The following is a 26782-nucleotide window of genomic DNA, read 5'->3' on the forward strand; positions in this document are numbered from 1 at the left end:
CCCGGGAAGTACGGTAGCGTTAACCGCAATGATCGCTCCCGCCTTGCGCCAGACGCAATTAGCGTTAAGAACCCAGTCGATGGACCGCATTCAAATACGCGGCGGCAAAAAGCTCAGCGGCCGCCTTCCCATCTCCGGCGCCAAGAACGCCGCGTTGACCCTGTTGCCTTGCGCGCTGCTGACGGATGAGCCGGTCACGTTGCGTAACCTGCCGCGCCTGGCAGACGTGGACAGCTTCGGTCATCTGCTGAACCAGCTAGGCGTGTCCACCATGATCGAAGGCGCGCGGCCGGAGGATTTCGGCCGCGTCATGACGCTGCGCGCTGGCCGGGTCACCTCGACCGAAGCGCCCTACGACATCGTGCGCAAGATGCGGGCCTCCATCCTGGTGCTTGGCCCCTTGCTTGCGCGTGCGGGTGAAGCGCGGGTTTCGCTGCCCGGCGGCTGCGCCATCGGCAACCGGCCGATCGATCTGCACCTGAAGGCGCTGGAGGCGTTCGGTGCGGTGATAGAGATCACTGCGGGCTATGTGCGCGCCTCTGCTCCCGATGGCGGGCTGCCCGGCGGCATCTACACATTCCCCGTGGTGTCGGTGGGCGCGACGGAAAATGCCCTGATGGCCGCCGTTCTCGCAAAGGGCACCTGCATTCTGGAAAATGCCGCGCGCGAGCCTGAAATCGTCGATCTGTGCAAATTGCTCATCGCGATGGGCGCGGATATCGAGGGCGTTGGCACCGACAAGCTGATCATCCACGGCCGCGACCGTCTGCATGGCGCGACCTACAGCGTCATGCCCGACCGGATCGAGGCAGGCAGCTACGCATGTGCGGCGGCGATCACCGGCGGCTCGCTGGAACTGGCGGGCGCCTGCGCCGATGACATGCATGCAATCCTTGCGGCCCTACGCGATGCGGGTGTGCAGGTCGATGAGCTGAAGGACGGAATCAGGGTGTCGGCGGACGGCAAGCTGAAGCCGCTGACATTGTCCACCGCGCCCTTCCCGGCATTCCCGACGGATATGCAGGCGCAGTTCATGGCCATGCTGACGAAGGCCGACGGTGCATCCGTGCTGACCGAAACCATCTTCGAAAACCGCTACATGCACGTGCCCGAACTGGCGCGCATGGGCGCGGACATCGGGGTCAATGGCCGCACCGCTGTCGTGCGGGGCGTCGACCGTCTGGTGGGCGCGCCGGTGATGGCGACCGACCTGCGCGCGTCGATGAGCCTTATCCTCGCCGGGCTTGCCGCCGAAGGGGAGACGCAGGTCAACCGCGTCTACCATCTTGACCGGGGCTATGAGCGGCTGGAGGAAAAATTGTCGGCCGTGGGCGCGGACATTGAACGGGTCAGTGATGGCTGACGGCAGGGGGCTGGAGACGGATCGCGCGGCCGTTCTGGCGCGCTATGATCTGGATGCCGGCGGCTTTCGCACGCTGGACCAGATAACCGAATTCGCCTCCGCGCTTTGCGAAGCGCCGATCGCTCTGGTCAGCATTGTCGAGGACGAACGCCAGCGCTTTCTGGCTCGCAGCGGGCTGGATGCGGAAGAAACGCCGCGTGACCTGTCCTTCTGCGCGCATGCCATGCAGGATGGAGCGATCTTCGTCGTGCGCGACGCCAGCGCCGATCCACGCTTTGCCACCAATGCTCTGGTGACCGGCCCGCCGCATATCCGTTTCTATGCCGGGGCGCCCTTGCTCAATGGCGAAGGCGTGCCGCTCGGCGCCCTGTGCATCATCGATGATAAGCCGCGCGATGATCTTACATCGCTTCAGCGCCAGGGCCTCTCCCTCCTCGCGCGCCAGGTGATGATGGAACTGGAGGGCCGCCGTCGCGATCAGGATATCATTGCCCAACAGGTCAAGGATGCCGAGGCGGTGGCAGAAAGCGACAGGCTTTTCCGCACATTGGCCGACACCATGCCGCAAATGGTCTGGTCCACGCTGCCCGATGGCTATCATGACTATTACAACGCGCGCTGGTATGAATATACCGGCGTGGCCGAACATTCGACGGATGGCGACGGCTGGAACGGCAACTTTCACCCGGACGACCGCGAACGCGCATGGCAGTGCTGGCGCCATTCGCTGAAAACCGGCGATCCGTATGAGATAGAATATCGGTTGCTCCATCACAGCGGCGAATATCGTTGGACGCTGGGCCGCGCCCTGCCCATCCGCGACGATGAAGGCAGGATCACCCGGTGGATCGGCACCTGCACGGAAATTCACGAGCAGAAGCTGATGATGGAAGAGCGCGAGATCATCGCGCATGAACTGTCGCACCGGATCAAGAATATCTTTTCGGTGATCGCGGGGCTGATCGGGCTATCGGCGCGTCAGAATCCGGCGATCCGCGTAGTGGCGGATGATCTGCGCGACCGGATCATGGCGCTGGGTCGCGCGCATGACTTCATCCGTCCGCATAGCGCGAAGGGCGACGAATATCTGCGGCAGAGCCGCCTGCGCGGCATATTGGAGCAAATTTTCGCGCCCTATAGGGATGCGGGGGAAAGCCGCATCGTGTTTTCCGGCGAAGATCCCGCGATCGATGACCGCTCGGCCACGCCGCTCGCGCTGCTTTTCCATGAGCTGGCGACCAATGCGGCCAAATATGGGGCGCTTTCCGTGCCTTCGGGGCGTGTCCATATCGACGTGCGGCACGAGGACGCGGACATCTGCATCGAATGGCGGGAAGAAGGCGGGCCACCAGTTAAGCCGTCGAGCCATGAAGGCTTCGGCAGCCGCCTCATGGCGCTAAGTGCCGAACGGCAACTGGGCGGAAGGATGCAGCGCGACTGGCGACCCGAAGGGCTGGTGATCAGCCTGTGGATTCCATCCCGTTCCATGAGCCGGGGCGTGGCTGAAATGGCGTGAAGCCATAAATATCGGCCGTCTCCAAATCCCTTTGTTCAGACGCTGCGAGGCGAAGCGTTTCGGCAATGCTGTGCGGGCGAAACGGCTTGGTTATGACCCCGAGCGCGGCTTCGGCCGCGACACCGATCTGGGCGGGATTGGCGGTCACATAGATGACCCGGACGCCATATCGGGCGGCAAGCTCCATGCCGATACCCGGCCCGGTCGGCCCGTCGCGCAGGTTCAGATCCACCAAAGCGATATCGCAGTCATTAGCGGCCATAAGGGCGCTTTCACGGTCGGCGGCAATGGCGCTGACTGCGAAACCCGCGTCCTCCACGATCTGCTCGATCTCCAGTGCGACGAAAATTTCGTCTTCGACGATTAGAACCTTCTTATTCATGCCTCTGCCCGCGAAACTGGAGCCGATAATGTCCAGTTCGCCATCTGGTTCCGCAAAAATTGAAAAAAGTCAGGAAGACGCAGCGTCTTGCTGGTTCGTCCAGAGCGTATCGAACCTGGTTCCCTGCATCAGCAGGACGCTCGCGGGGTAGCCACCATCCCCGGCCTTGCGCGCCGTCTCGGTCGCGTTTTCGACAGCGGCTTCGCGGGTGGCGAAGGGGCCATAATAGCGGTTGTCCAGATTGATCTTCCAGACTCCCTCATGTTCCAGGACGATGTAGCGGGCATGGGGCAGGGACATGGGTTTAGAGTACCTCCGTATTATAATGATGCCAGGCCATGATCGCGGCGGCGCCCCTATGAGGCCGCCACCGTTCGGCAAGCGCCCGCGTCTCGCGCTCGCTGGGCCGTTCGGGCAGGCCGAGGATGCGGCCCACCTCGATCTGGACGGCGAGGTCGCCCGCAGGCCAGACGTCGGGCCGCCCTTCGGCGAACAGCAGGTAGATTTCAGCTGACCAGCGGCCAATGCCCTTGATCTGCGTGAGGAGGGCAATCGCCTCCTCATCATCCTGGGGCAGGGCGTGAAGATCGACGTGCCCGCTTGTGACCAGTTCGGCGAGGCTTCGGGCATAGCCCTGCTTCTGACGCGACAGGCCGCAGGCCCGCAGCGCGTCAAGATCGCGGGAGAGCAGTTGCTCCGGCGCGCATCCCTCGCCCAGTTCCGCCTCCAGCTTGCGCCAGACGGCGGCGGCCGCCGCGACGCTCACCTGCTGACCGACGATGGTGCGGAGCAGCGTCTCATAACCCGGCTCCCGCACGCGCGGCAGGGGATAGCCGACCCGCGCCAATGCGGCGGCAAAACCGGGTTCAAGGACGGCGATCGCATCCAGGCTTTCGCGCAGCTGTTCCGGGGTGGTGACCATGCTCTGCTTGTTTCCGGCTCTTGATTTATCGGCGCCCCCGCCTATGAGCGGCGGTGGAAAATTTTGGGATCGAGGTACATGCCTAAACTGATAGTGGTCAACCGTGCGGGTGAAGAGCAGGCTGTCGAGGGCGACAGCGGCCTGTCCGTGATGGAAGTCATCCGTGACAACGGTTTCGACGAGCTGCTGGCGCTGTGCGGCGGTTGCTGCTCCTGCGCTACCTGCCATGTCTATGTCGATCCCGCCTTCGCCGAAAAGCTGCCTGCGCTCGGCGAAGACGAAAACGACCTGCTCGACAGCTCCGATCATCGCAATGAGAGCAGCCGCCTGTCGTGCCAGCTGGTGATGAACGACGATCTGGACGGCCTGCGCGTTACGATCGCGCCGGAAGACTGATCCTCTCGATCGGGGCGCCCGTTACCGGCTGACGCGCAGCGTCGCCATGGGCGCCTCGCTCGTCAGCGGGGTGATCCGCCAGACGATCCGCTTGCTTGTCGCGGTGCTTTGCGCGCCGTCCTCCTGATTCTGGCTGACGATTTCCGCGTTGGTAGTCAGCGTGAAGTGGCCGTCGAGCGCCTTTGACGCGTCTTCGCCAGGACCGCTTTGTCCCATGGGTTCACGGCTCTTGTCGAACCCGTTGGAATAGCCCGGAGCCTTCACCCGTACCCGATCGTCGCCGCGCAGTTCGATCGCGACGAAGGGCAGGACGATTTCCGCATCGCTGTTGAAGGGGAAGAGGAAGCTGTGGGTCAGCCGCCCGCTGATCGCATAGTCGATCTCGAACTTGTGATTGCCCATATAACGGGCTGACCGGAACCCCTTCTCCTTCAACAGGGCGGTCGCGATCGCCTGCATCTGCGCCTCGTCACCCGGTGCGTTGCCCCGATCGAAGCGTTCCTCGCTGCCCTGCTGCATCGCGGTCTTGTGCAAGGCGCTATCCTTCTTTTCCGGCGCGCCGTCGCCGACGGGACTGTCGCCGGGTGTGCCGGAGGAGGAGCCAAGCCCCTTCATGTCGGACGATAATATCTCACCCTTATAGGTGAAGCTGAACTGCCGGTCGGCCTGGATATCGAGGGTCGATTCGAACTTGCCCGGCGTCACCAGACAGGCGCCCAGCATCAGGCAGCAGGCTAACGCGCCAGCGGTGCGAAGAATTGCGGCCATATCGTCCCCCGTTCCCATGCGCCGATGGAAGGCGGCGCGCCTTGTGCCCCGACTACCGGCTCGCGGCGGCGTACAGGGCGATCGCAGCCGCGTTGGAGACGTTAAGGCTCTCCATGCGCGGGCTGATCGGCAGTTTAGCCAAAATATCGCAATGGGCCATGCTGTTGTGGCGAAGGCCTTCACCCTCCGCGCCCAGCACCAGCGCGACGCGCGATTCGCCGATTGCCTCGCCCAATATCGTGTCCGCCTCGCCATCCAGGCCAATGCGCCAATATCCGGCCTCGGCAATCTCGTCGAGCGCGCGGGCAAGGTTCACCACGCGCACCCACGGCACGATCTCCAACGCGCCGGATGCGGATCGAGCGAGCACGCCCGATTCAGGCGGCGCATGCCTGTCCTGCGTGACGATGCACAGCGCGTCGAACGCCGCCGCCGATCGAAGGATCGCGCCCACATTATGCGGATCGGTCACCTGATCGAGTACCAGCACGGGCCGCCTGTCGTCCTGGCCCGCTTCCAGTGCGTCGCCAAGCCATACGTCATCCAGCGGCTCAACTTCCGCGACGATGCCCTGGTGGGGAGCATCGGATGGCACCATGCGGCCAAGGTCGGCCACATCGGCATAGACGATGGGCAGCACCGGCGGCAGGTCCAGCGCATTGAGCGCGTCGCGGGTGCCCCAGATTTTCCGGACCACCCGGTTCGGATTGGCGAGAGCCGCGATGACGGCATGCCGCCCGTAGAAGCGGGGGAAGTTGCCCTTGGGCTTTGCGCTGCGATGTCCTTTTTTCATGGAAGTGCTCTTTTCACATCCGGCCATTGACAGGCAAGCCTCCATTCGCCATTGAGCGCGCCTCCAGCGCGGTAAAAGGCAGTTTTTGCTTGCCGCGTAAGGGCACTGGACAGGTGGCCGAGTGGTTAAAGGCAGCAGACTGTAAATCTGCCCGGGTTTCCCGTACGCTGGTTCGAATCCAGCCCTGTCCACCATCCTTCGGGCTTTTGGCCTTCGGGCTTTTGCCCCATCGCGGGCGCGCCGCCTCTTTCGGGTTTCCGGCCTGCGCGCTTTCCATCCGAGCCCGTCTGAAGAAGGACCGCTCGTCATGGCGTGGCTCGTGCTTGGCATCGCTATATTCACCGAAATTTGCTGGGCGCTCAGCCTGAAATGGGCGGCGACCATCGGCAGTTGGCAGGCTTCGTCCCTGCCGATCGCCTTGAGCTTCCTCAACATGGGCCTGCTGGCGCTCGCAATGAAGGGTATTCCTGCCGGGACCGCCTATGCGATCTGGACCGGCCTTGGCGCTGTGGGCGTCATCATCGGCGGCATGATCCTGTTCGGCGACCGCATTGCCCCAATCCAGGCCGGGTTCATGGCGCTGATCGTCATCGGCGTCATGGGCACGAAGCTGTTCGCGCCCGGCTGACCGCGCGGCGGCAACATATGGCGGAGCAGGGCGTTGGCCCGGCAGGGTTCATCCGTTACGCTGTCGTCCAATGACCATCGACCGTCGCGCCTTTCTGGCTGCCGCCATGTCCGGCTCCTTCGCTTTCCCCTTTGCGCGCCGGGCGTTCGCCGCGACCGAAGTGGAGCGCGTCGATGCCCTGATCGCCCGCATGACCGTGGAGGAAAAGGCGGGGCAGATGACCTGCCTCACCGATAGCTTCCGACCCTACAACCCACCCAATCCGCAAGTCGGCATTCAGGATGAAAAGCGGCTTGCCGAAGAGGTGCGCAAGGGTCGGGTAGGCTGTCTGTTCAACGGCATCGGGGTGGCAGGTGCCCGCCGCGCGCAGGAGATCGCCGTCAAGGAAAGCCGCCTTGGTATCCCCTTGCTGCTGGCGGGCGACGTGATCCATGGGCTGAAGACCATCTTTCCCGTGCCATTGGCAGAGGCCGCGAGCTTCGATCCCGCGCTCGCCGAACGCACCGCCCGCGCCATGGCGCAGGAGGCGAGCGCCGCTGGCCTGCATCTGACCTTCGCGCCCATGGTCGATGTCGCGCGCGACCAGCGTTGGGGCCGGGTGGTCGAAGGGGCGGGGGAGGATGTCTATCTCGGCAGCCTGTTCGCCGCCGCCCGCGTCCGGGGATTTCAGGGCCGCGACCTGCGGCGGGAGGACTCCCTCCTCGCCTGCCCGAAGCATTTCGCCGCCTATGGCGCGGTCGCGGCGGGCCTTGAATATGGCAGCGTCGATATCTCCGACGAAACATTGCGAGAAACGCACCTGCCGCCGTTCGGCTCTGCCTTTGCGGCAGGCGCGCTCACCACCATGGCGGCGTTCAGCGAGATCAACGGCGTCCCCGCTACCGCCGACCGCGAATTGCTGACCGACCTGCTGCGCGGCGAGATGAAGTTTCGCGGCTTCGTCTTCTCCGACTATACGGCGGACGAGGAACTGATCGCTCATGGCTTCGCGGAAGATGAGCGCGACGCCGCCCGCCTTGCTGTGCTGGCGGGCGTCGACATGTCGATGCAAAGCGGCCTTTATATCCGCCACCTGCCCGATCTGGTGAAGAGTGGCGCGGTGCCCATGGAGACGATCGACGTCGCCGTGCGCCGCATCCTCTATGTGAAGATGGCGATCGGTCTGTTCGACAATCCCTATCGCTCCATCAGCGAAGAGGCCGAACGCACGCGCATCGCCACGCCCGCGCATCGGGCACTGGCGCGGGAGGCGGCCGGACGCTCGATCGTGCTGCTTCAGAATAGCGGCGTCCTGCCGATCGATCCCGCTAAACGCCAAAAGATCGCGCTGATCGGCCCGTTCGGTGAGGACCGCGCCAATATCTACGGCCCATGGGCGTTTTACGGTGACAAGGGAAAGGGCGTGGACATTGCCGCCGGGTTGCGTGCCGCCATGCCGGACCCGGCTCTGCTGAGCATAGCCAAGGGCTGCGACATCATGACACCGATCGACGGCGGCATCGCGCAGGCCGTGGAGGCAGCCAAGGCAGCCGACATCATCCTGCTCGCGCTTGGCGAATCGCAGGACATGTCGGGGGAGGCGCAGTCGCGCACCGTGATCGAACTGCCGCCGCCCCAGCAGATGCTGGCCGATGCGGTGGCGGCCACCGGCAAGCCCGTCATCGTGCTGTTGCGTCACGGCCGCGCTCTTGCGCTGCATGGGGCCGTCGCGAGCGCGCAGGCTGTCCTCGCCACCTGGTTCCTGGGATCGGAGGCTGGCCATGCCATCGCCGACATCCTGTTCGGCCGGGTCGACCCTTCCGCCAAGCTGCCGGTCAGCTTTCCGTGGGAATCGGGTCAGGAGCCCTTCTTCTACGATCGTAAGTCCACAGGCCGCCCGGTGATCGACAATCGCACTGAATATCGCGCGCGCTACATGACCACGGACAACAGTGCCCGCTATCCCTTCGGCCATGGTCTCAGCTACACGACATTCGCGCTCGACAATCTAAAGCTGTCCGACACCGCCTTGCGCTGGGACCGGGCGATCGAGGTGACGGCCCGGCTCACCAACAAGGGGGACCGGCGCGGCAGCGAAGTGGTGCAACTCTACATCCGCGATCGTGTGGCGAGCCGCACCCGGCCGGTGCGCGAGCTAAAGCGGATCGAACGTGTCACGCTCGGGCCGGGAGAGAGCAAGACCGTGCGCTTCTCCCTGTCCCGCAGCGACCTGCAATTCGTCGGATCGGGCAATCGCATCATTGCGGAACCCGGCCTGTTCGACCTGTGGCTGGGGCAATCGTCCGAGGGTGGCCTGCACAGTCAGTTCACCCTCTATGCGCAGGAAGCCACGCCCGCGTCCGCCCGATAAGCCCGTCTCGGCGAAGGTCGGGCAGGCACCGCGCCGCTCCAACGCGCTTTCCTACAGGGGCTGGTCCATGGCATGGTGCTATCGGCTCTTTCCCACCGTGAACCTTCCGCGCCCCATGGGGCCGGGGTGTCATTTCGCAAAAATTCTCCTATTGCGAAATCGACGCCACCCGTCCGTACCCGCGCAAATGCGTCGGCCACTATGGTGTGAACTTCGCAACGCCTTGCCCGACTGTAAAACTCCCTGCCTGCACCTTCACCACCCTGCGCGGCTCTGCTAGAGGGCGTCCCATGCTGAATATCAGGGATATCACCGTGCGGCTGGGTGGCCGTACCATCATCGACCGCGCCAGTGCCGCACTGCCGCCGCGCAGCCGCGTGGGCCTGATCGGCCGCAACGGTGCGGGCAAGTCCACGCTGATGAAGGTCATGATCGGCCAGCTCGACCCCGACGATGGCGGTTGCGACATGCCGCGCGACACGCGCCTGGGCTATATCGCGCAGGAAGCGCCCACCGGCACGGCGACGCCTTTCGAGACCGTGCTGGCCGCCGACAAGGAACGCGCCGCCCTGATGGCGGAGAGTGAAGCGACCCATGACCCCGATCGCCTGGGCCATATTTACGAGCGGCTGATGGCGATCGACGCCTATACAGCGCCTGCCCGCGCGGCGCGCATTCTCGTCGGTCTTGGCTTTGACGATGAAATGCAGGGGCGGCCGCTCGACAGCTATTCGGGGGGCTGGAAAATGCGTGTCGCGCTCGCCGCGCTGCTTTTTTCCGAACCCGACCTGCTGCTGCTCGACGAACCCAGCAATCACCTCGATCTCGAAGCGACGATGTGGCTGGAAAGCTTCCTCAAAAATTATCGCGGCACCGTGGTCGTCATCAGCCATGAACGCGATCTGCTCAATAACGTGGTTGATTATATCCTGCATCTGGAGGGCGGGAAGATCACCCTTTATCCGGGCGGCTACGATGCGTTCGAACGGCAGCGCGCCGAACGTCTCGCCCAGCAGGAGGCCGCGCGCGTGAAGCAGCAGGCCGAACGCGAGAAATTGCAGGACTATGTCGCCCGCAACTCCGCTCGTGCCTCCACCGCAAAGCAGGCCCAGTCGCGCGCCAAGGCGTTGGCGAAGATGCAGCCCATCGCCGCCGCGATCGAGGACCCGTCGCTGTCCTTCGCCTTTCCCAGCCCGCCCGAACTGCGCCCGCCGCTTATCACCATGGACATGGCGGCGGTCGGCTATGGCGACACGCCAGTGCTGCGCCGGGTGAACCTGCGCATCGATCCAGACGACCGGCTGGCGCTGCTCGGCCGCAACGGCAATGGCAAGACGACCCTTGCGCGCCTGATCGCGGCGCAGCTGGCGCCGATGGAAGGGTCGATGAACAGCTCGGCCAAGATGAATGTCGGCTATTTCACCCAATATCAGGTCGAGGAGCTCGACATCTCCGACACGCCGCTCCAGCATATGACGCGCGTCATGAAGGGCGCGACGCCGGGCGCGGTTCGCGCGCAACTCGGCCGCTTCGGCTTTTCGGGCGAGCGCGCCACGCAGCAGGTCGGCTCCATGTCGGGTGGCGAGCGTGCCCGACTGGCGCTGGCGCTGATCACCCGTGATGCCCCGCATCTCCTGATCCTCGACGAACCGACCAACCATCTGGACGTCGATAGCCGCGAAGCGCTGGTGCAGGCCCTCAACGAATATTCGGGCGCTGTCGTCATCGTCAGCCATGATCGTCACATGATCGAACTGGTCGCCGATCGCCTCGTCCTGGTGGATCGCGGCACCGCCCAGCCCTTCGACGGCAGCCTGGAAGACTATACCGACATCATATTGCGCAAGGCCGATAGCGGCGGCAGCGGTGGTGACGCGCCCAAGGACCGCAAGGTGGAGAAGCGCAATGCAGCCGAATGGCGCGAAAAGCAGAAGAGCCTAAAATCGGCAATCAGCAAGGCAGAAAAGGAGATGGCGACGCTCTCGGCCGAACGCAGCCGCATCGACCAGGCGCTGTTCGACCCGAAGGCAGCGACGGGCGCCGAAGCGAAAATGACCACGACCGACCTCATGGTGCGCCGCGCTTCGGTGGAAAAGAAGCTGGGTACGATCGAAGAAAGCTGGATCGAAGCGAGCGCGGCGCTGGAGCAGCTATAAGGCGTCAGCCCGCATCGATGCGCAGGCGGGTCAGGCGGATTTCACTGATGCGCCAGCCATCGGTCAGCCGCACATAGCGTTCGTGATAATGGCCATAGCCATGCATCCAGCGGAAGGGCAGGGGTGAGCCTTCCTGCACCCACAGCTTGTCCTCCATCGCCCAGATGCCGCTGGCTTGGCTGTCGGTTTCGATGTGAATCTCGGGCATATGGCCGTGATGAACGGTCGTGACCGGCTCCAGCATGGGCGCCAGGCGCGCCACATAAGGCGCAGCGCCGTGGATCAGCATGCTCTCGTCCCGTTCCCCGGCGGCATCGCGGAAATCGGCGACCAGGTTGGGCGCAAAGACCGCCTCCAGAGCGGCCCAATCCTTATTGTCCATAGACCGGAAGTAACGCGCCTTCAGGGCATATATCGCTAAAGTCGCAGCGATCTTGTCGGTTTCAGTCAAGCTGTCCTCCCCATTTGCCCACGACTTTTGGCCGTCTGGAAGGGACCCTAACGCCGGGAGGGCCGCGTTCCAAGCGAGCCTTTTGCAGCCGCGCTAACAGTGGCTCGCGGCTGTGGCTCCGCGTGAACCAACGTGGTGGGGATGCCCAAACAACTGGAGCGCGCCGCTATGTGCGGGCACGCTCCAGCTTCAAGATTGAGGAGGGCGCGGAGCAGCGCAACCGCTCCACGCCAATTGCTTCAAAATTCGCGCAGGATTTCGCGCAGCGTCGTGCCCTCATATTCGGTGCGCACCGCGCCTGCCTTCTGAAGGGTAGGGATGACGCCGTTGACGAGATCGGCGAGCTGATGGTTGTAGCCCGATCCTTCGATCAGGAAGCCGTCGCCGCCTACTTCGTCCATAACCGCCATCATCTTTTCGGCGACCTGTTCCACGGTGCCGCTGAAGTCCATGCCGCTCGCACCCTTGCCGACGGAGAACAGGTCGCGCAGCGACTTGCCCTCTTCGCGGCCCGCCTTCTTCATATATTCCAGGGCACTGGTGTGGCCGCCAGCAGTAATGTCCTGCGGGACCGGCGCATCGACGTCATATAGCGAGAAGTCGATGTCCAGCGACGACGAAGCCATCACGATATTATGCTCGAACGCCGACTGCTTTTCGGCCTCGGTCATTTCCGGCCGCTCTCCGCCTTCGGGGAAAATTTCCACCGGCGTCAGGAAGAAGACTTTGATGTCGTCGGGATTGCGGCCCTGCGCTTCGGCGCGGTCCCGGATTTCCTGACGATAGGCCTTCATCCCCGGAACACCGCCGGTCATCATGCCCAGCACGACTTCGGCATTCTTCGATGAAAACTGCTTGCCGCGTTCGGATGCGCCAGCCTGCGCCAGTACCGGCCAACCCTGCGGTGACCGCAACGTGTTCAGCGGGCCGCGCGAACGGAAATGCTTGCCCTCGAAATTAACCGTGTGGACCTTGGTGTGGTCGACATAAACGCCGGTTTCGGTGTTCGCGACCAGAGCGCCTTCTTCCCAGCTGTCCCACAGCTTCTTGCACAGCTCGACGAACTCATCGGCAATGTCATAGCGTTCGTTCGGCGGCAGCAGCTTTTCCATGCCGAAATTCAGGGCTGCGTTCTTTTCGCTCGACGTCACCATGTTCCAGCCAGCACGGCCTTTCGTCAGGGAGTCGATGGTAGAGAGCAGCCGGGCCAGCAGATAGGGCGGGTAGAAGGTGGTCGATGCCGTCGCGATCAGACCGATGTGCGAAGTTTCCTGCGCCATCACCGGCAGCAGCGGCAGCGGATCAAGCTTGGGCGCCAGGGTGGCGTTCTTGAGATCGAGCTCCATCGAGCCGCCATAGCGGTCGCCGACGATCGTCGTGTCCTCGAAGAAGACGAAGTCGAACTTAGCCGCCTCCAGCATCTTGGCCAGTTCCTTGTGATAGGAACCATCCGCCCACTGCGAGCCGAACTCCTTGCCATCGCCCGGCCAGGAAGTCGCGCCGAACTTTGTGAAATAGCCAAGGTGGAACTTCGTGTGGGCCATAGCCTGATACTCTCTCTAAGGTTTATCTCATTAGCATTTTCAAACGGTGGCCAGCGGCGCCCACGGCAGATCATCTGCTGAGGCACAACTACCCGGCCATCTGTTGCTAATAGTTGACGAATATCAACCTTTGTCAAGTGGTAGAAGCAATTCCGGTTCGAGGCGTTTCAAAAAATGCACCGTTTCGAGCATCGCTCGATGCTGAAAGACATCATGATCTGGCTTGCGACGGAGTGGATTTCCCGGAACAACGGCGGCTGGCGGTCGGCAAAAGCCTGACGTCCCACGATCATCAGGAGCTTTGGGTAGGCGCAAGGTAACAATAGTAACGGGCGCGACGCGCGGGATCGGCAAGGCAGCGGCATATTTCAACCCCGCACCGGGTAGAAACTCACCTTGCCCTCGGGGTCAGCCGTCCGGTCGGCATCCGCTCCGGTAACTCGATCGTCGAAGCGCATCAGCACCTGCACATGGGTGGCGCGAAAGAATCGTCCCTCCGTGAAGGCAGACCATGCAGGGCTGCTGCCCGCCCTGAGTGCCCGATCTCGATCACGCCCATCGGCCTAGGCCGTTTACTAAATTTGAACGCTGATCGGCGATATAGCCTTTGATATAGCCTTAAGGATGCCCCCGCGTGGCGATTTTACGCAGTATCTTTTACCCACTGAAAGCGGTTCGCCGCATCGGTACGAACCTGTCGAAAGACAGGAAGGGTACGGCTGCCCTGGAATTCGCCATCATCGCACCGGCTTTGCTCGCGCTGCTGTTCGCGATCCTGTACACGATGATGATATATTTGGCGCAACAGATGCTGGAGACTGCGGCCCAAAGCGCAGGGCGCCTGCTGTTGACTGGCTCAGCCCAAACGACCCAGATGGCCAATGGTCACATGGGCATGACATCCGACGACTTTAAAGACGCCATCTGCAATGGATACTCCGGCACCAATTCGAGCGGGCAGGCCGTCAGCGTTCCATCGCTTCTGCCCGCGATGCTCACCTGCTCCCGGCTAACGGTCAACGTTGCCACCGCAAGTAGCTATAATGTGGGCAGCACTTCCGCGCCGACATTTACGTATGACAGCAATGGCGTGCTGACCTCGACGGGGACGGGCTACATCTACCAGTCGGGCGGTAGCGGCAAAAACCGCATAGTCGTCCTTCAGCTGGTTTATCTTTGGCCTACGGGAAAAGGGCCGCTAGGCTTGAACCTGATAAATCAGCCCAATGCCAATCGGAAGCTTGTGGCAACGTCGGTGTTCACGACGGAAGATTATTCATGCAACGCATCGCAAAGCTCATGCTGAAGCGCTTCAGGCAGGATGCGCGCGGCGCAGTCATCGTGGAATTCGCGATCTGTCTGCCGGTGCTTGTGCTCATGTACACGGGCGGAGTGTGCCTGTCGGACATGATCGCCTGCAATCGCAAGGTGACGATAGCGACCCGTTCGCTGGTCGACCTTACCAGCCGAACCATGTCCCCCACGGTCATCTATAACGCGCCGCAGAGCGCCAATGCGAAATCCTATCTCAGCGCCAGCGCGGTTGTCCTGGCGCCTTACAAGCTCAACAACGCGACCGAGCAGGTCTCGCTGCTTCGGATCTGCGACGCCACGCATGCCTATGTTGTATGGACCCAGGCACAGACGCAGAATGTCGATGGCAGCGTCGTCACGCCCACAACTTCAGAACACACTGCAGGCACGCTTCCAACTGTCGAGACGCAGTCGGCTAACGCCGTCATCTCGATCCCGGCAGATATGATCAATTCTACTATGGTGCCGACCTCGCCGGACGGATCGAATGTTTGTCAAAATCTTGTTCCCGGCGTCGCCAACAAGACCCAGGTCGGCACTGCCGGCGGCTGGCTGTACATGGGCAAGATCACTTACAATTTCACGCCATCGGTCAGTTATATACCTATCCGGACCACGGCGCTCACCCACACCATCTACATGACTCCTCGTCTTTACTAGGTGCTTGACCGATGACAAAACTCTCTTGTCTCCGTTCTTCGGCTGCGATGGCCAGCCTCGCTGCTCGTTTAAAGACCGATCAGCAAGGCGGGGCCATGATGATCATGGCATTTTCGCTCATCCCGTTGACCTTCGTCACCGGGTTCGGCATCGATTATTCTCGCGCCATGAGCCTCCAGACGCACTTGAACGCCGCTGCCGACGCAGCGGCGCTCGCGGCTGTCGGACCCTCCATGATCCTTCAGTCGAACAGCGAGGCGACTGCTGCCGCGCGTACTATGTTCAGTGCTCAGGCCAGTCTCCTGAGCGGTTACCAGAACCTCCAGGTGACCCCGACGATTACGGACGGCACGTCCGGCGGCAGCGGCGCACTGGGCTATCTTCGCAAGGCTACCGTCAGCTACACGGCCAAGTCGGTCAATGTATTCGGTGGTATTCTGGGGGCCGGCACCCTGACGGTGAGCGGAACGTCCTCCGCTAGCGCCGCGCAACCGCCCAATGTCGATTTTTACCTTGCGATGGACAATTCGCCATCAATGCTCCTGCCTGCGACGTCGGATGGAGTGAGCAAGATTATCGCGGCCACCAAGACGAGCGAAAATGCGAACGGCTGCGCCTTTGCATGCCATGCGATGCTTCCGAAAACCGACAATATTTACGTCAAGGATCAGCAAAGCCGTCATATATTACTATCGGCAGGATATTATACGTCTGGTTCCACGACGCAGAATGTCTTTTACAGGTGGGATTCATCTGCCAATCTGGTCTATGACAGTGCAGGCAATCTCATGACTTCATCCTCGACGCCGACGGTGACTGGGCCTACGCGGACGACATCCGGATCGGGAACCAACAAACGGAACATTGACACCACTGTCAGCACTTATAACGTCACCACTTATACGGTTACCTCCAGTTCCAGCGGCGCTTCCACCGTCTACAAGAAAGTGACGCCGACCACGACTACGACAGTGGTTTCCACGCCGACGAGCGGTGGTTCCTCGACCACAACTACGACCACAACTACGGGCACTGCGACGAGTACCGCCTACGACACCGGATACTGGGCTGACGGCTATTGGCTCACACATAATTACGGGCGGATCTATGGTAGCCCTTCCAGCATTACTCTGCGCAAGGACGACATGGTTTCGGCCGCATCGCAGTTGATCCCTTTCGCGGCCAATCAGGCATCTCAATATCAGGTCACCTATCGGGCACAGATGTTTTCATTCGACTGGACGCGATCCGGCAATACTTCGCCCGTCCGGACGCTCAATAGTCTGAACAATGTCGCGTCCTATGGCAGCGGCTTTTCGGCAACATCCCTGTTTCCGGCGGATGACTATTGGTGGAAAAATTCGATGCCGACGAGTGGCAGTAATATAGACGATAAAGCGACCGAAGTGACGAACATGCTCACTACGATGAAAAACCTCATCCCCAATGCGGGAACGGGTGCCCCAGGAACGACCCCGCAAAAGATATTGTTCATCATTACGGACGGTATGCTGGATCAACCAAATGGCGGGGGTCGTTATTTCGGACCAATGCGGAGCAGCGACCTGACTGAATGCACGGCCATCAAGGCCAAGGGTATCAAGATCGCAATCCTCTATACGCAATATCTGCCGGAATCTCTTTCCGGCGACAGCTGGTCGCAGACGAATATCGCTCCGTTTCTGCCGCGTCCTCCCTCGCCGTATCCGGCTGGGAACGCCGGGAACTCCGATCAGGTTCTGACCGCGCTACAAAGTTGCGCGTCATCCGGCGTCAATGGTTCCCCGTTGGTGCAAACCGTGACAGCCGATGACAGTATCACCACGGCCCTGCTGCAACTATTCTCCACAGCCCTCCAGACGGCTCGACTGGTTCAATAGCGATCGCAAATCGACCGTGCTGAGAGCGAACCGGCGCAAGAGGGCGCTGCGAGACGTCATTAACGCGCTGCTAACCATCCGATGTTACGCTTCGGAGGATTGTTAAAAAGGCAGCGGGTTAGCGGCGAAAATGATTGATATTCAAAATCTTTTGCGCGCGCGGATGACGCGTATCATATTGGCGGCCGCCCTGATCGGTGGCGGGGCCATGGGTTTCGCCCCCTATGTGTTGAACGACGTTTCGACCCAGGCGGCGATCAACGCTCCGCTGATCAGGCTGACGGCCGCCGCCGATGGGACAGTCGCCGATCTCCCGGCGAACGGCCACTATTTCGACAAAGCCACCGGAATACATTTGTTGGACCTGTCGCAGGATACGGGCGAGGTCGCCGAATTGAAGGCTCAAGCCGAGATGGCGCAGACGGAAATGGCGCTCAGCGAACGGCAATTGGCGGAACTGAACGGCCAAGGTCAGCGGTTGGAACAGCGCGCGACGCTTTTTTCCGGTGCGATGGCAACGCGTCTTACCGCTGATCGTGACTCCGCGCAGGCAGATCTTGCGGGGTGCCAGGCCGAACGCGCAGAGCAAGCCGCCAATCTTGCCCGTACGCGCGTTCTGGCGGCGCGGGGCTTCATATCGCCCGCCGGGGTGCAGAAGGCGGAAGCCGCCGCATCGCTCAAGAGCAGCAATTGCAGCAGCGCCGCCGCCAGGCTGCGGGCCATTCAGGTTACGCGTAGCGCGGCGCAATCCGGTGTGTTCATCGGCGACAGCTATAATGACGCGCCCTATGCGGTGCAGCAGGGTGATCGTCTGCTCCTGCAGAAGCAGGCGGTCGAAAAGACGTTGAGCGACGCGACTGCCCGTTACCGTCAGGCTAGTCTGAGATTGAAAGACGCGCTGGCCCGGGCGGGCTATCGCGCCCCGGCGGGAACTTTGGTGTGGGCGGCGGCCGCCAGTCCCGGCGCCGCCATTCGCGCGGGCGAGCCGGTGCTCGACCTGATCGATTGCCGACGGCGCTTCGTCCAGGTCGCCCTTCCAGAACGGAAGGCTGAAGTGATCGGTCCCGGCACGCCCGCAGACGTTCGTATGATCGGTTCCGATCAGTGGCTTAAAGGGCAGGTCGTGAACATCACCGGCGCAGCGGGGCGGCGCAGAGAGGAATTGCTGGCTGCATCCACCTATTCGCTGCCGGAAGATCGAGAAATTCTGGTCGACGTCGCATTGCCGGCGCCCGAACCCCGGCGGGTCGATGCCGCGCGCAAATGCGATGTTGGGCGTTTGGCCGAGGTCCGGTTCAGCCGCAGGCTCTAACGGCACATGTCCGGCATCGCCACCATCGCGCCCTTCGCGCCTCTGGCGTTGCTGGTGGGCTTCTTGCTGCTTTTCGGCAAGATATGGCCGTGGCGCACCGGGCTGGTCGCGACGATTGGGTGCACCATTGTCTATTATCTGCAGTGGCGGATCTCACAGACGATTCCCTGGGGCGAGGGGGCGGGCAAGCTATGGTGGCCGCTGACCTGTCTGCTGGTGGAAGGTGCCGCGCTGTTCGATGGCGCGATCTTGCTGGCGATCCTCTCCCGGCCGCGCGACCGGTCGGCGGAGGCTGATGCGGGCGAGGCACGGCTGCGCGCTGCATGGGAAGAAGAGCCGCTGAATTTACCCCCGGTGGACGTTTTCATAGCCACCTATAATGAACCGCGCGAAGTGTTGGAAAAAACCATCCTCGGCTGTCTCGCCCTCGACTGGCCGGACGCGCGCATATGGGTGCTGGACGATGGCCGACGACCCTGGGTGCGCGATCTGTGCATGGCAAAGGGGGCTGGCTATATTAACCGGCCGGACAACAAAGGCGCGAAGGCCGGCAATATCAATCACGGGCTGACGGTCACGGACGCGCCGTTCGTGGCGGTGTTCGACGCCGACTTCGTGCCACGCCGAGACTTCCTGCTGCGGACCATGGGCTTTTTTGACTCCGAGCGGATCGGCATCGTCCAGGTTCCGCACAGCTTCTACAATCATGATCCCATGCAGACCAACCTGGGCCTGCAACAGGCCATGCCGGACGATCAGCGATTTTTCTTCGAAGCGATCATGCCCGGCCGCGACGGCTGGGACGCCGCCTTTTGCTGCGGATCGAACTCCGTGACGCGCAGGACTTTGTTTGAATCGATCGGCGGAGGGCTGCCGGAAGGATCGATTACCGAAGACATGTTGCTGACTCTGGCCAGTTTGCGGCAGGGTTATGTCACCCGCTATCTGAACGAGCCTCTGGCCTTTGGCCTCGCTCCGGAAAGCACGACCGCCTTCTTTGTTCAGCGTCAGCGCTGGGCGCAGGGTGCGATCCAGATATTGTATCTGAAAGAAGGTCCTTTGGGGCCAGGATTGAAGCTGCGCTATCGCCTGTTGTTCCTGCCCAGCGCATGGATCACGCAGGGCTTTCAATCCATGTTCACCGTGCTGACGCCCATTTGCTTCATGCTGTTCAATCTGGCTCCGATGGTCGGCATCGATCTGGAGGCGGTCATTCACTATGTCCTGCCACTGATCGTCGCCATGCTGAGTGGCATCACGCTTCTGGCACCGGGGCGCTATTACCCGCTCGCCGCGCAAATTTTGTCGTTGTTCCAGACCTTCCGCATTCTGCCGGTTGCCCTGCAAACATTGTTCCGTCCAAAAGGCCTTGTCTTCAAGGTCACGCCAAAAGGGTCCGACGCGGGCGGGAATCCATGGGAAAGAACGATATTGTTCGTAACGCTCGGCCTCCTCGCGCTCAGTTTCGCTGGCCTGATGATCAATGTTACGCCGGAATATCGGGTCGTGTCGCAGGTCGGCCTGCTGCCGATGGTGACCTTCTGGACGATCGTGAACATGTTCATCCTCCTACTGGTTGCCATGATGTGCCTGGAAAAGCCGCGTGTCCGGGGTGAGGAGCGCTTCGCGTTGCGACAGGCCGTGACGATCCTCAGCGCGCAGGGGCAGATGATCCGGTCAGACAAGGGCGACATTTCCATCTCTGGTCTTGGGCTGGAGCTTGCTGAACCGACGGAGCTGAGTGTCGGCGAGCGCGTCGATGTCGTATTACCGGACGTCGGCCTGTTGCGCGGATTTGTCCGCCGTTCGGGCAGGCGCCTTGGCATTGAATTCGACTTTCATTCAGAGGAAATCCGTGACCGGCTGATCGTCGCGCTGTTCACGAACGAAATCCGGATCAATGCCGTTCGTCCGTCGGCCGCCGCCGCTGCTCTGGCTGTCGTCAAACGCCTCTGGCTGGCGGATCTTAGGACCAGTGAAATACATTCCCGTATCGCCGACAGAAATCCGGCGCCTGAGAAATTAAGCGCAACCACGCGTGTCGTCCCAGCAGCGCCCCAAGGACCCAAAAGAACGCCTGACCGCGATATGTCCGGCAACGACAGGGTAACTCGGGCAGCCTGATAGATCCACGCAAGAACGGGTTGTCCAACAGGATCACATTCCGCTTCCAGGCTTTCACTAAACACCTGGTTGTGCCCTGCTGCAACGCACAGCGTATAAAATTTCAGTGTCGCAGATGCTGCTTGGTTACAGATCCTGTAAACCATCTTCGCATCAGCTTGGTTCAACACAGCCGCGAAAGCCGGTAATAAAAGGACGTTGCCGTCCTTTTTAAGGCCGACTATATGTGCCTTCGTAGAGGTGAAGAATGATGCGTGGAAGTTCGTTCCCATTGACGTTGGCGCTGATGATTTGCGGCAACCATGCCGCTCCTGCCATTGCCCAAAACGCCGGAGCGCCTTCTCTTGGCGCAGATATATTCCAAAATCCTCCCACTTCTGTGCGGCCTACTTATCGCTGGTGGCTCCCGCTTGCGGCGGTGGAGGAGGATGAACTTCGCCGGGAAATCGACCAGATGGCGGAGGCGGGTGCGGGCGGCATAGAGGTTGCCGCCATGCCGGTGCCAGGCGATATCGGCAAGGATCTTGCATTTTTGCGCGAATATGGTTTCGGCACCAGCCGCTGGTCAAAAATGTTCGAAACCATATTCGCTCATGCAACCGGAAAGGGCCTGCGCGTCGATGTGATGGTCGGGCCGCATTGGCCGACCAGCGTGCCCAGCGTGTCGAACCTGGATGATCCGGCGGCACAGCAACAGCTTGTCGCTGGCTACGCGCGGATCGCGCCTGGAAAGAGGTGGGGCGCACCGCTTCCCGTACCCACCAGGTCCAGCGCCGACCCGAAAGCGCGCCGCACCCTTGTGGCGGTCCTGGCGGCGAGGTGCGCGACGGATGCCTGTCCGGAGACCGGCGGCACCCGGATGATCGATCCTCAATCCGTACAGGATCTCAGCGCGAAGGTCGCGAAAGACGGGACTCTCGCCTGGACGGCTCCAGCGGGCGCCAGCCCATGGTGGGTGATGGCCTTCTACCAGACTGCCGACGGCCAGAAGCTGGACAATCTGAGCGCCTCCACCCCCAATTATGTGATCGACCATATCGGCCCAGCGGGCGCGCGCGCCGTGACGGACTTCTATGACCGCTCGATCCTCACTCCCCGGCTACGCTCGCTCATCCGTATGAATCGAGGTTCCTTGTTCGAAGATAGCTTCGAGCCGTCCGAAGGTCTCAAATGGACATCGACCTTCATGGCCGAGTTCAAGCGGCGCAGAGGCTATTCGCTCACCCCCTATCTTCCTCTTCTGGTCGGCGGCGGCGTTGGCGCGCGCAAGGGCTTCTTCGATTATGCCGATGTCGGCGAGCGAGTCCGCGAGGATTATCGCCAGACTTTTTCCGACCTCTATGGCGACAATCATATGAAGCCCTATGCCCGTTGGGCGCACCGCGTGGGCATGAAGACGCGGCTCCAGGTGGAAGGCGGGCCGATGGAGATGGCGGACCTTGCTGCGCTGCCTGACATTCCGGAAGGCGAGAACCGCAATTTCCTCAATAACCCAGAGTTATTCAAGGTGGTCGGCGCAGGCGCTCAGCTCCGGACGGTGGAAGCGCCGCTATCGACCGAATGCTGTCCGATCCAGGGAGGCACCTGGGCAACCACAGCAGGCGGGAAGCCCTTCACCATCGCGCAGGGGACCGGCGCACCATTCGGCCAAGCGGGCAATGACGCCAATTTGAACTGGGTGTACAAGGCTTATGCGGGCGGGGTGAACCAGCTGGTCTGGCATGGCTTCCCCTATTTGGTGACCCCGCCCGGGAGCGGCCCGCGTTCGCGTTGGCCGGGGAACAGCTTCGATGGCAACACGGAATTTTCCGAGGCGTTCGGACCCAGGATGCCGCAATGGGCAGACTATCGGCTGATCAACGATCATCTGGCGCGGCTGCAACTCGTCATGCGGCAGGGCCGCCCGCGTTACGACATCGCCGTCTTCTGGCACGACTTCGGCGTGAAGGGGATCGCCCCCAACGCCACGGCCTTCACCGGCTATCCCGGCCTGTCGAAAATGCCTTCGACGACGTCCCCCCTGGCTGCTGCGGGCTTTACCCATCAATATGTCAGCCCATCCTATCTGACGGGCGCTGCCGCCCGCGACGTGCACCATGCTGTCTGGATGCCCGACCGCATGGGGTTCAAGGCGATTCTGCTGAACGACCAGACGGTGATGCCGGTCGAAAGCCTGCACCGCATATTGGAAGTCGCGCGCCGGGGAGTGCCGCTGATCATCGTGGGCCGGGTGCCTGAGCGTACGCCGGGACGTGCGGGAGAGCATCGCGGCGATGCGGAGCTTGCCCGGATCGTGGGCGAACTAAGGGCGCTTTCGCAGCGACCCGGGGCGCGCATCCGCTTCGTTGCTGACGAGGCGGCGGCGTCCGCCGCACTGGCGGCGCTTGGCGTTGAACCGGCGGCGGCGCGCGCGGCGGGCGCTGGCTCGTCCGACATCCTTACTGTCCGCCGGCAAACCGCAGACATCGACTATTATCTACTGTTCAATCAGGGCACGCAGGCGACGAGCCAGACGCTCAGCTTCGCGGGCGCGGGCAAGCCGACCGAACTGAACAGCTGGACGGGTGAGATCCTGCCCTTGGCACTGTATGAGCAGGTAGACGGCACGGTGCGTATTCCGATCACGCTGGGCGCGAATGACGTCAAGCTGATCGCGGTCGGCCGTGCGGCGGAGATGAAATCGGGTTTCAATGTTCATGCAATTGCCACCGATGGCACTGAGATACGCCGTGATGCCTGATTCATTGTGCTGCTCCTCTTCAAATGGCGGAAAACAGGGATTTTTGGTTTTCATCCTGAGTACGACACGGGCCTTTTCGCGAGATCGCGGCTTGGATTTCGGGCTTTTCGAGGTCCGCGGCGCGGATTTGATGCGGCGCGCCGGGCATAACCTGCTCGGTCGGGAGCAAGCCAGCTTCGACGACACGGCGGATTTTGTGGTTTGTGACGCCGAACTTGGCTGCCGCCTCCGACATGGTGAGCCATTCACCACCCGTGGTTCCGGCGGAACGATAGCCTTCAATCTTATGCACACGGCGCAGCGAGCTGACGCGATGCCCAGTCCATGTCTTGCCCTGACCCGTTCGCATGCCCATACGGTTGAGGGTGGCGGCGACATCGGCATCGGACCAGCGCGTCGCCATCGATCGAATGATTGCCATCGCTTCTTCGGGCGTGCTCTTGGTATGTTCCCCGGTCTTGGGTTTGCGGATGCGAACCTGGGAATGCTGCCCGCCTTGCCAGTGAATGGTAAGCTCGATTTCCTGCCCATCGTTTTCGACGGTGGCGACGATATCCTTCACCAGCGCGCGCAACAACCTTTGCCGGAACCGCATATCGACATCGGGGGCATTCCACGCCGCTTTGAGATCGTGAGCCAAGCCGGCGAAATTCGGCAGGGCGGCGTCATCGCGCACTTGTCGTTCGTTAAGCCGCACCTCGCAGGCCTCGACACGGCGCAGCGTCGCTTCCCAGCTTTTCTCCAGCTGAGCGGCGATCAACCGGTTATCGGGATCGCAGGCGGCATAGCGTCGCTCAGCAAGCGAGGCTTCATAGCGGGCTTGCTGCAAATCCAGCTCGACCAGCTGTCGCCTCTGCGCTTCGCCTTCAAGATGCATACGCTCTGCCTCCAATGCCGCGTCGATCGCCAAGGGCTCCACCATCTCGCAGACATTCTGCCCATGTCGGGCACGACGTTGTCGTCTGGTATCGGTGGCATCCCTATTTCGAGCGCACGGTTCGGTGCGAGTATACCGAGGAACGGGCGAACGGCAGAGTCGCCCACATTGTGGTGAGCCCCGGCGAAGTCATCGTAGTTCCGGCTTGGATGTTGGATCGCGAGGTGTGCGATGCGTTCAGCTTGGGTAGCCCTCAGGTTGCCGTAGATGCGTTGACCGATCTCCATAGCCTCTTGATCGACGCGGACCTTCGTAATGCCCTGCTGAGCGGTTTGAACGCTCAGGAGGTAAACGATGAAGACCTTGCCCCCACCAACGCGGCTGCCGGCGCTGCGCCAGTTGATCATGCCGCTCGACACCAGAAGCCTGGACGGTCTGACGAGAGCCCAGCGCGTCGTCGTGGTGGCAAGCCTAGCCAAGTTGTTGATGGCGGCCGCAGGCGTCTCGGACGAGGAGACGACCAATGACGGGCGGTAATCTCCTTCCGATGGCCCTGCTGAGGCGCAAGGCAGTTGTTTACGTCAGGCAGTCGACGCCCCAGCAGGTCAACGGGAACCTGGAGAGTCAGCGTCGCCAGTATGAACTCGTCGATGTTGCGCGCCGCTGGGGATTTCGTGATGTCGAGGTGATCGATGAGGATCTTGGACGCAGCGCGAGCGGTGCAGTGGATCGCCCCGGCTTTGAGCGTCTGGTGGAGGATCTGTGCACGGGTCGCGTCGGCGCCGTATTGTGCCTTGAGGCCTCTCGCCTTTCCCGCAACGGACCCGACTGGCACCGGCTTCTCGAGCTTTGCGGCCAGGTCGATGCTCGTGTCATCGACATCGATGGGGTCTACGATCCGGCCAAGCCGAACGACCGGCTGCTGCTCGGCATGAAGGGCAGTATCAGCGAGTTCGAGCTTTCTGTAATCCGTGCCCGTATGTACGAAGCTGCACGGCAAAAGGCTCAGCGCGGCGAACTGCGCATCAGCGTTCCGATCGGCTACATCTGGCATCGCGACTACGGTCTGAGTTTTGACCCCGACATTCGAGTTCAGGAGGCCATCAGGCACATATTCGCGCGGTTCCGCGAGATAGGTAGCGCCCGCCAGGTGCTCATCGCGCTGACCGCCGAAGGTATGCATTTCCCGCGCCCATCGGACGGCAAGATGATGGTCTCCTTTGATTGGGTTCCGATCCGTTATCGCAATGTAATTAGCGTGCTCAAGAACCCGTTCTACGCCGGTGCCTACGCCTATGGCAAAACCGAGAAGCGCACCCAGATCGTCGATGGTCGAGTGCGCAAGAGCTATGGGCATCGCAAGTCGTACGACGATTGGGGCATCATGCTCAGGGAGCATCATGACAGCTATGTCAGCTGGGATGAGTTTGAGCGGAACCAAAGGGTCCTGGCGACCAACGCCTACGGCAAGGCCGGCGGCATAAAGTCCGGCCGCGGTGGCAAGGCTTTCCTCGCAGGCATGCTCACTTGTGGTCATTGTGGCCGCCGCCTGTGCGTCGTTTATGTCGGCCGCCGCATCGGCTATCATATCTACCGCTGCGACCGCTCGAACCTCATGCTGGCCCGGCCCCGATGCATGACCACCAATGGCGCTCGAACGGATGTGGCAGTTATGGAGGAACTGCTGCGCGCCGTGGAGCCCTTGGCGATCGACGCGGCATTGGAGGCAGAGCGTATGCATCTTGAAGGCGAAGCGCAGAGGCGACAGCTGGTCGAGCTGGATTTGCAGCAAGCCCGCTATGAAGCCTCGCTTGCTGAGCGACGCTATGCCGCCTGCGATCCCGATAACCGGTTGATCGCCGCTCAGCTGGAGAAAAGCTGGGAAGCGACGCTGCGCCGTGTCGAGGCCTGCGAGGTGCGGCTTAACGAACGACAAGTGCGCGATGACGCCGCCCTGCCGAATTTCGCCGGCTTGGCTCACGATCTCAAAGCGGCGTGGAATGCCCCCGATGTCGATATGCGGTTCCGGCAAAGGTTGTTGCGCGCGCTGGTGAAGGATATCGTCGCCACCGTCGAAAACGATGGGCAGGAAATCGAGCTTACCATTCACTGGCAAGGCGGGCAGCATTCCCAGGTTCGCATCCGCAAACCCAAGACCGGGGAACATACCAAGAGCACGCCCGAAGAAGCGATGGCAATCATTCGATCGATGGCGACGCGCTGGTCCGATGCCGATGTCGCCGCCACCCTCAACCGTATGGGCATGCGAACGGGTCAGGGCAAGACATGGACTGGGCATCGCGTCAGCTCGCTGCGCCGTGTGCATAAGATTGAAGGCTATCGTTCCGCCGGAACCACGGGTGGTGAATGGCTCACCATGTCGGAGGCGGCAGCCAAGTTCGGCGTCACAAACCACAAAATCCGCCGTGTCGTCGAAGCTGGCTTGCTCCCGACCGAGCAGGTTATGCCCGGCGCGCCGCATCAAATCCGCGCCGCGGACCTCGAAAAGCCCGAAATCCAAGCCGCGATCTCGCGAAAAGGCCCGTGTCGTACTCAGGATGAAAACCAAAAATCCCTGTTTTCCGCCATTTGAAGAGGAGCAGCAC

22 protein-coding genes and 1 tRNA gene are annotated in these 26782 nt (G+C 61.8%); 15 read left to right on the plus strand and 8 right to left on the minus strand.

Annotation, left to right across the window (positions count from 1 at the left end; translation table 11 throughout):
* Positions 1–79 precede the first annotated feature (79 nt).
* Positions 80–1363, plus strand: coding sequence for a UDP-N-acetylglucosamine 1-carboxyvinyltransferase (murA, locus tag AC6JBC_RS03355; RefSeq protein WP_464787395.1), 1284 nt, complete (start codon positions 80–82; stop codon positions 1361–1363).
* Complete coding sequence (locus AC6JBC_RS03360; RefSeq protein ID WP_498025386.1) at positions 1356–2879, plus strand: PAS domain-containing protein; 1524 nt, start codon at positions 1356–1358, stop codon at positions 2877–2879. Before murA ends, AC6JBC_RS03360 begins: the two co-directional genes overlap by 8 nt.
* Here AC6JBC_RS03360 and AC6JBC_RS03365 read toward each other — a convergent pair.
* The 3 genes from AC6JBC_RS03365 to AC6JBC_RS03375 form a co-directional block, all read right to left on the minus strand.
* Positions 2824–3261 carry a response regulator gene (locus tag AC6JBC_RS03365; RefSeq protein WP_464787393.1) on the minus strand — a complete coding sequence of 146 codons (438 nt, stop codon included), beginning with the start codon at positions 3259–3261 and terminating at the stop codon, positions 2824–2826. The genes AC6JBC_RS03360 and AC6JBC_RS03365 overlap by 56 nt on opposite strands.
* A 69-nt stretch (positions 3262–3330) precedes the next feature.
* Positions 3331–3561: a DUF2188 domain-containing protein gene (locus tag AC6JBC_RS03370; RefSeq protein ID WP_464787392.1), complete on the minus strand. Its 231-nt coding sequence runs from the start codon at positions 3559–3561 to the stop codon at positions 3331–3333.
* 4 nt (positions 3562–3565) lie between these two features.
* Complete coding sequence (locus tag AC6JBC_RS03375; RefSeq protein ID WP_498025388.1) at positions 3566–4183, minus strand: DNA-3-methyladenine glycosylase family protein; 618 nt, start codon at positions 4181–4183, stop codon at positions 3566–3568.
* A gap of 78 nt (positions 4184–4261) precedes the next feature.
* Here AC6JBC_RS03375 and AC6JBC_RS03380 point away from each other — a divergent pair, with 78 nt between their 5' ends.
* Positions 4262–4579 (plus strand): 2Fe-2S iron-sulfur cluster-binding protein, encoded by a 318-nt coding sequence (locus tag AC6JBC_RS03380; RefSeq protein ID WP_498025389.1) that lies wholly within the window; start codon positions 4262–4264, stop codon positions 4577–4579.
* Positions 4580–4600: 21 nt separating this feature from the next.
* Here the strand turns inward: AC6JBC_RS03380 and AC6JBC_RS03385 are convergent, their stop codons facing one another.
* Both AC6JBC_RS03385 and AC6JBC_RS03390 read right to left on the minus strand, forming a co-directional pair.
* Positions 4601–5347 (minus strand): hypothetical protein, encoded by a 747-nt coding sequence (locus AC6JBC_RS03385; protein WP_498025391.1) that lies wholly within the window; start codon positions 5345–5347, stop codon positions 4601–4603.
* Between the two features lie 52 nt (positions 5348–5399).
* Positions 5400–6140: a TrmH family RNA methyltransferase gene (locus tag AC6JBC_RS03390; RefSeq protein WP_464787388.1), complete on the minus strand. Its 741-nt coding sequence runs from the start codon at positions 6138–6140 to the stop codon at positions 5400–5402.
* A 107-nt stretch (positions 6141–6247) separates the two neighbouring features.
* Between AC6JBC_RS03390 and AC6JBC_RS03395 the strand changes: the two genes are divergently transcribed.
* From AC6JBC_RS03395 to AC6JBC_RS03410, 4 genes are all read left to right on the plus strand, one after another.
* Positions 6248–6334: transfer RNA gene (locus AC6JBC_RS03395), tRNA-Tyr, on the plus strand.
* A 113-nt stretch (positions 6335–6447) separates the two neighbouring features.
* Entirely contained in the window at positions 6448–6768 is a 321-nt protein-coding gene (locus AC6JBC_RS03400; protein ID WP_498025392.1) for a DMT family transporter, read from the plus strand.
* Positions 6769–6838: 70 nt separating this feature from the next.
* Positions 6839–9118, plus strand: coding sequence for a glycoside hydrolase family 3 N-terminal domain-containing protein (locus tag AC6JBC_RS03405; protein ID WP_498025393.1), 2280 nt, complete (start codon positions 6839–6841; stop codon positions 9116–9118).
* 290 nt (positions 9119–9408) lie between these two features.
* A complete protein-coding gene (locus tag AC6JBC_RS03410) occupies positions 9409–11274 on the plus strand; it encodes an ABC-F family ATP-binding cassette domain-containing protein (RefSeq protein WP_498025394.1) in 1866 nt (621 codons plus the stop codon).
* A 4-nt stretch (positions 11275–11278) separates the two neighbouring features.
* Here AC6JBC_RS03410 and AC6JBC_RS03415 read toward each other — a convergent pair whose 3' ends face one another.
* Together AC6JBC_RS03415 and AC6JBC_RS03420 are read right to left on the minus strand one after the other, a co-directional pair.
* Positions 11279–11725: a nuclear transport factor 2 family protein gene (locus AC6JBC_RS03415; protein ID WP_498025396.1), complete on the minus strand. Its 447-nt coding sequence runs from the start codon at positions 11723–11725 to the stop codon at positions 11279–11281.
* Between the two features lie 239 nt (positions 11726–11964).
* Positions 11965–13269, minus strand: coding sequence for an NtaA/DmoA family FMN-dependent monooxygenase (locus AC6JBC_RS03420; protein ID WP_498025397.1), 1305 nt, complete (start codon positions 13267–13269; stop codon positions 11965–11967).
* Positions 13270–13903: 634 nt separating this feature from the next.
* On the opposite strand from AC6JBC_RS03420, the gene AC6JBC_RS03425 reads away from it, so the two are divergent.
* From AC6JBC_RS03425 to AC6JBC_RS03450, 6 genes are all read left to right on the plus strand, one after another.
* Positions 13904–14575, plus strand: coding sequence for a TadE/TadG family type IV pilus assembly protein (locus AC6JBC_RS03425; RefSeq protein WP_498025398.1), 672 nt, complete (start codon positions 13904–13906; stop codon positions 14573–14575).
* Positions 14548–15243: a TadE/TadG family type IV pilus assembly protein gene (locus AC6JBC_RS03430; protein WP_498025399.1), complete on the plus strand. Its 696-nt coding sequence runs from the start codon at positions 14548–14550 to the stop codon at positions 15241–15243. The genes AC6JBC_RS03425 and AC6JBC_RS03430 overlap by 28 nt, the downstream gene beginning before the upstream one ends.
* A 47-nt stretch (positions 15244–15290) precedes the next feature.
* The gene (locus AC6JBC_RS03435) at positions 15291–17123 is read left to right on the plus strand and encodes a pilus assembly protein TadG-related protein (RefSeq protein ID WP_498025401.1); all 1833 of its coding nucleotides are present in this window, start codon (positions 15291–15293) and stop codon (positions 17121–17123) included.
* A 163-nt stretch (positions 17124–17286) separates the two neighbouring features.
* Positions 17287–18435, plus strand: a complete 1149-nt coding sequence (locus tag AC6JBC_RS03440; RefSeq protein WP_498025402.1) for an HlyD family secretion protein — start codon at positions 17287–17289, stop codon at positions 18433–18435.
* Positions 18436–18441: 6 nt separating this feature from the next.
* Positions 18442–20559, plus strand: coding sequence for a glycosyltransferase (locus tag AC6JBC_RS03445; protein ID WP_498025404.1), 2118 nt, complete (start codon positions 18442–18444; stop codon positions 20557–20559).
* A 379-nt stretch (positions 20560–20938) separates the two neighbouring features.
* The gene (locus tag AC6JBC_RS03450) at positions 20939–23299 is read left to right on the plus strand and encodes a glycosyl hydrolase (protein WP_498025405.1); all 2361 of its coding nucleotides are present in this window, start codon (positions 20939–20941) and stop codon (positions 23297–23299) included.
* 19 nt (positions 23300–23318) lie between these two features.
* On the opposite strand, the gene AC6JBC_RS03455 is transcribed toward AC6JBC_RS03450, so the two are convergent.
* The gene (locus AC6JBC_RS03455) at positions 23319–24221 is read right to left on the minus strand and encodes a hypothetical protein (RefSeq protein WP_498025406.1); all 903 of its coding nucleotides are present in this window, start codon (positions 24219–24221) and stop codon (positions 23319–23321) included.
* Between the two features lie 309 nt (positions 24222–24530).
* On the opposite strand from AC6JBC_RS03455, the gene AC6JBC_RS03460 reads away from it, so the two are divergent.
* Both AC6JBC_RS03460 and AC6JBC_RS03465 read left to right on the plus strand, forming a co-directional pair.
* Positions 24531–24713: a hypothetical protein gene (locus tag AC6JBC_RS03460; RefSeq protein ID WP_087576147.1), complete on the plus strand. Its 183-nt coding sequence runs from the start codon at positions 24531–24533 to the stop codon at positions 24711–24713.
* Positions 24700–26769, plus strand: a complete 2070-nt coding sequence (locus AC6JBC_RS03465; RefSeq protein WP_498023829.1) for a recombinase family protein — start codon at positions 24700–24702, stop codon at positions 26767–26769. Before AC6JBC_RS03460 ends, AC6JBC_RS03465 begins: the two co-directional genes overlap by 14 nt.
* Positions 26770–26782 lie beyond the last annotated feature (13 nt).

Source organism: Sphingobium sp. RC1, assembly GCF_059738765.1.

Excerpts from the sequence above, each read along its gene's own strand:
- AC6JBC_RS03430 (WP_498025399.1), top strand. The coding sequence starts at position 14,548 with ATGCAACGCATCGCAAAGCTCATGCTGAAGCGCTTCAGGCAGGATGCG.
- AC6JBC_RS03445 (WP_498025404.1), top strand. The coding sequence starts at position 18,442 with ATGTCCGGCATCGCCACCATCGCGCCCTTCGCGCCTCTGGCGTTGCTG.
- AC6JBC_RS03465 (WP_498023829.1), top strand. The coding sequence starts at position 24,700 with ATGACGGGCGGTAATCTCCTTCCGATGGCCCTGCTGAGGCGCAAGGCA.
- AC6JBC_RS03405 (WP_498025393.1), top strand. The coding sequence starts at position 6,839 with ATGACCATCGACCGTCGCGCCTTTCTGGCTGCCGCCATGTCCGGCTCC.
- murA (WP_464787395.1), top strand. The coding sequence starts at position 80 with ATGGACCGCATTCAAATACGCGGCGGCAAAAAGCTCAGCGGCCGCCTT.
- AC6JBC_RS03460 (WP_087576147.1), top strand. The coding sequence starts at position 24,531 with ATGAAGACCTTGCCCCCACCAACGCGGCTGCCGGCGCTGCGCCAGTTG.
- AC6JBC_RS03410 (WP_498025394.1), top strand. The coding sequence starts at position 9,409 with ATGCTGAATATCAGGGATATCACCGTGCGGCTGGGTGGCCGTACCATC.
- AC6JBC_RS03440 (WP_498025402.1), top strand. The coding sequence starts at position 17,287 with ATGACGCGTATCATATTGGCGGCCGCCCTGATCGGTGGCGGGGCCATG.
- AC6JBC_RS03455 (WP_498025406.1), bottom strand. The coding sequence starts at position 24,221 with ATGGTGGAGCCCTTGGCGATCGACGCGGCATTGGAGGCAGAGCGTATG.
- AC6JBC_RS03390 (WP_464787388.1), bottom strand. The coding sequence starts at position 6,140 with ATGAAAAAAGGACATCGCAGCGCAAAGCCCAAGGGCAACTTCCCCCGC.
- AC6JBC_RS03370 (WP_464787392.1), bottom strand. The coding sequence starts at position 3,561 with ATGTCCCTGCCCCATGCCCGCTACATCGTCCTGGAACATGAGGGAGTC.
- AC6JBC_RS03375 (WP_498025388.1), bottom strand. The coding sequence starts at position 4,183 with ATGGTCACCACCCCGGAACAGCTGCGCGAAAGCCTGGATGCGATCGCC.
- AC6JBC_RS03380 (WP_498025389.1), top strand. The coding sequence starts at position 4,262 with ATGCCTAAACTGATAGTGGTCAACCGTGCGGGTGAAGAGCAGGCTGTC.
- AC6JBC_RS03400 (WP_498025392.1), top strand. The coding sequence starts at position 6,448 with ATGGCGTGGCTCGTGCTTGGCATCGCTATATTCACCGAAATTTGCTGG.
- AC6JBC_RS03385 (WP_498025391.1), bottom strand. The coding sequence starts at position 5,347 with ATGGCCGCAATTCTTCGCACCGCTGGCGCGTTAGCCTGCTGCCTGATG.
- AC6JBC_RS03420 (WP_498025397.1), bottom strand. The coding sequence starts at position 13,269 with ATGGCCCACACGAAGTTCCACCTTGGCTATTTCACAAAGTTCGGCGCG.
- AC6JBC_RS03360 (WP_498025386.1), top strand. The coding sequence starts at position 1,356 with ATGGCTGACGGCAGGGGGCTGGAGACGGATCGCGCGGCCGTTCTGGCG.
- AC6JBC_RS03365 (WP_464787393.1), bottom strand. The coding sequence starts at position 3,261 with ATGAATAAGAAGGTTCTAATCGTCGAAGACGAAATTTTCGTCGCACTG.
- AC6JBC_RS03435 (WP_498025401.1), top strand. The coding sequence starts at position 15,291 with ATGGCCAGCCTCGCTGCTCGTTTAAAGACCGATCAGCAAGGCGGGGCC.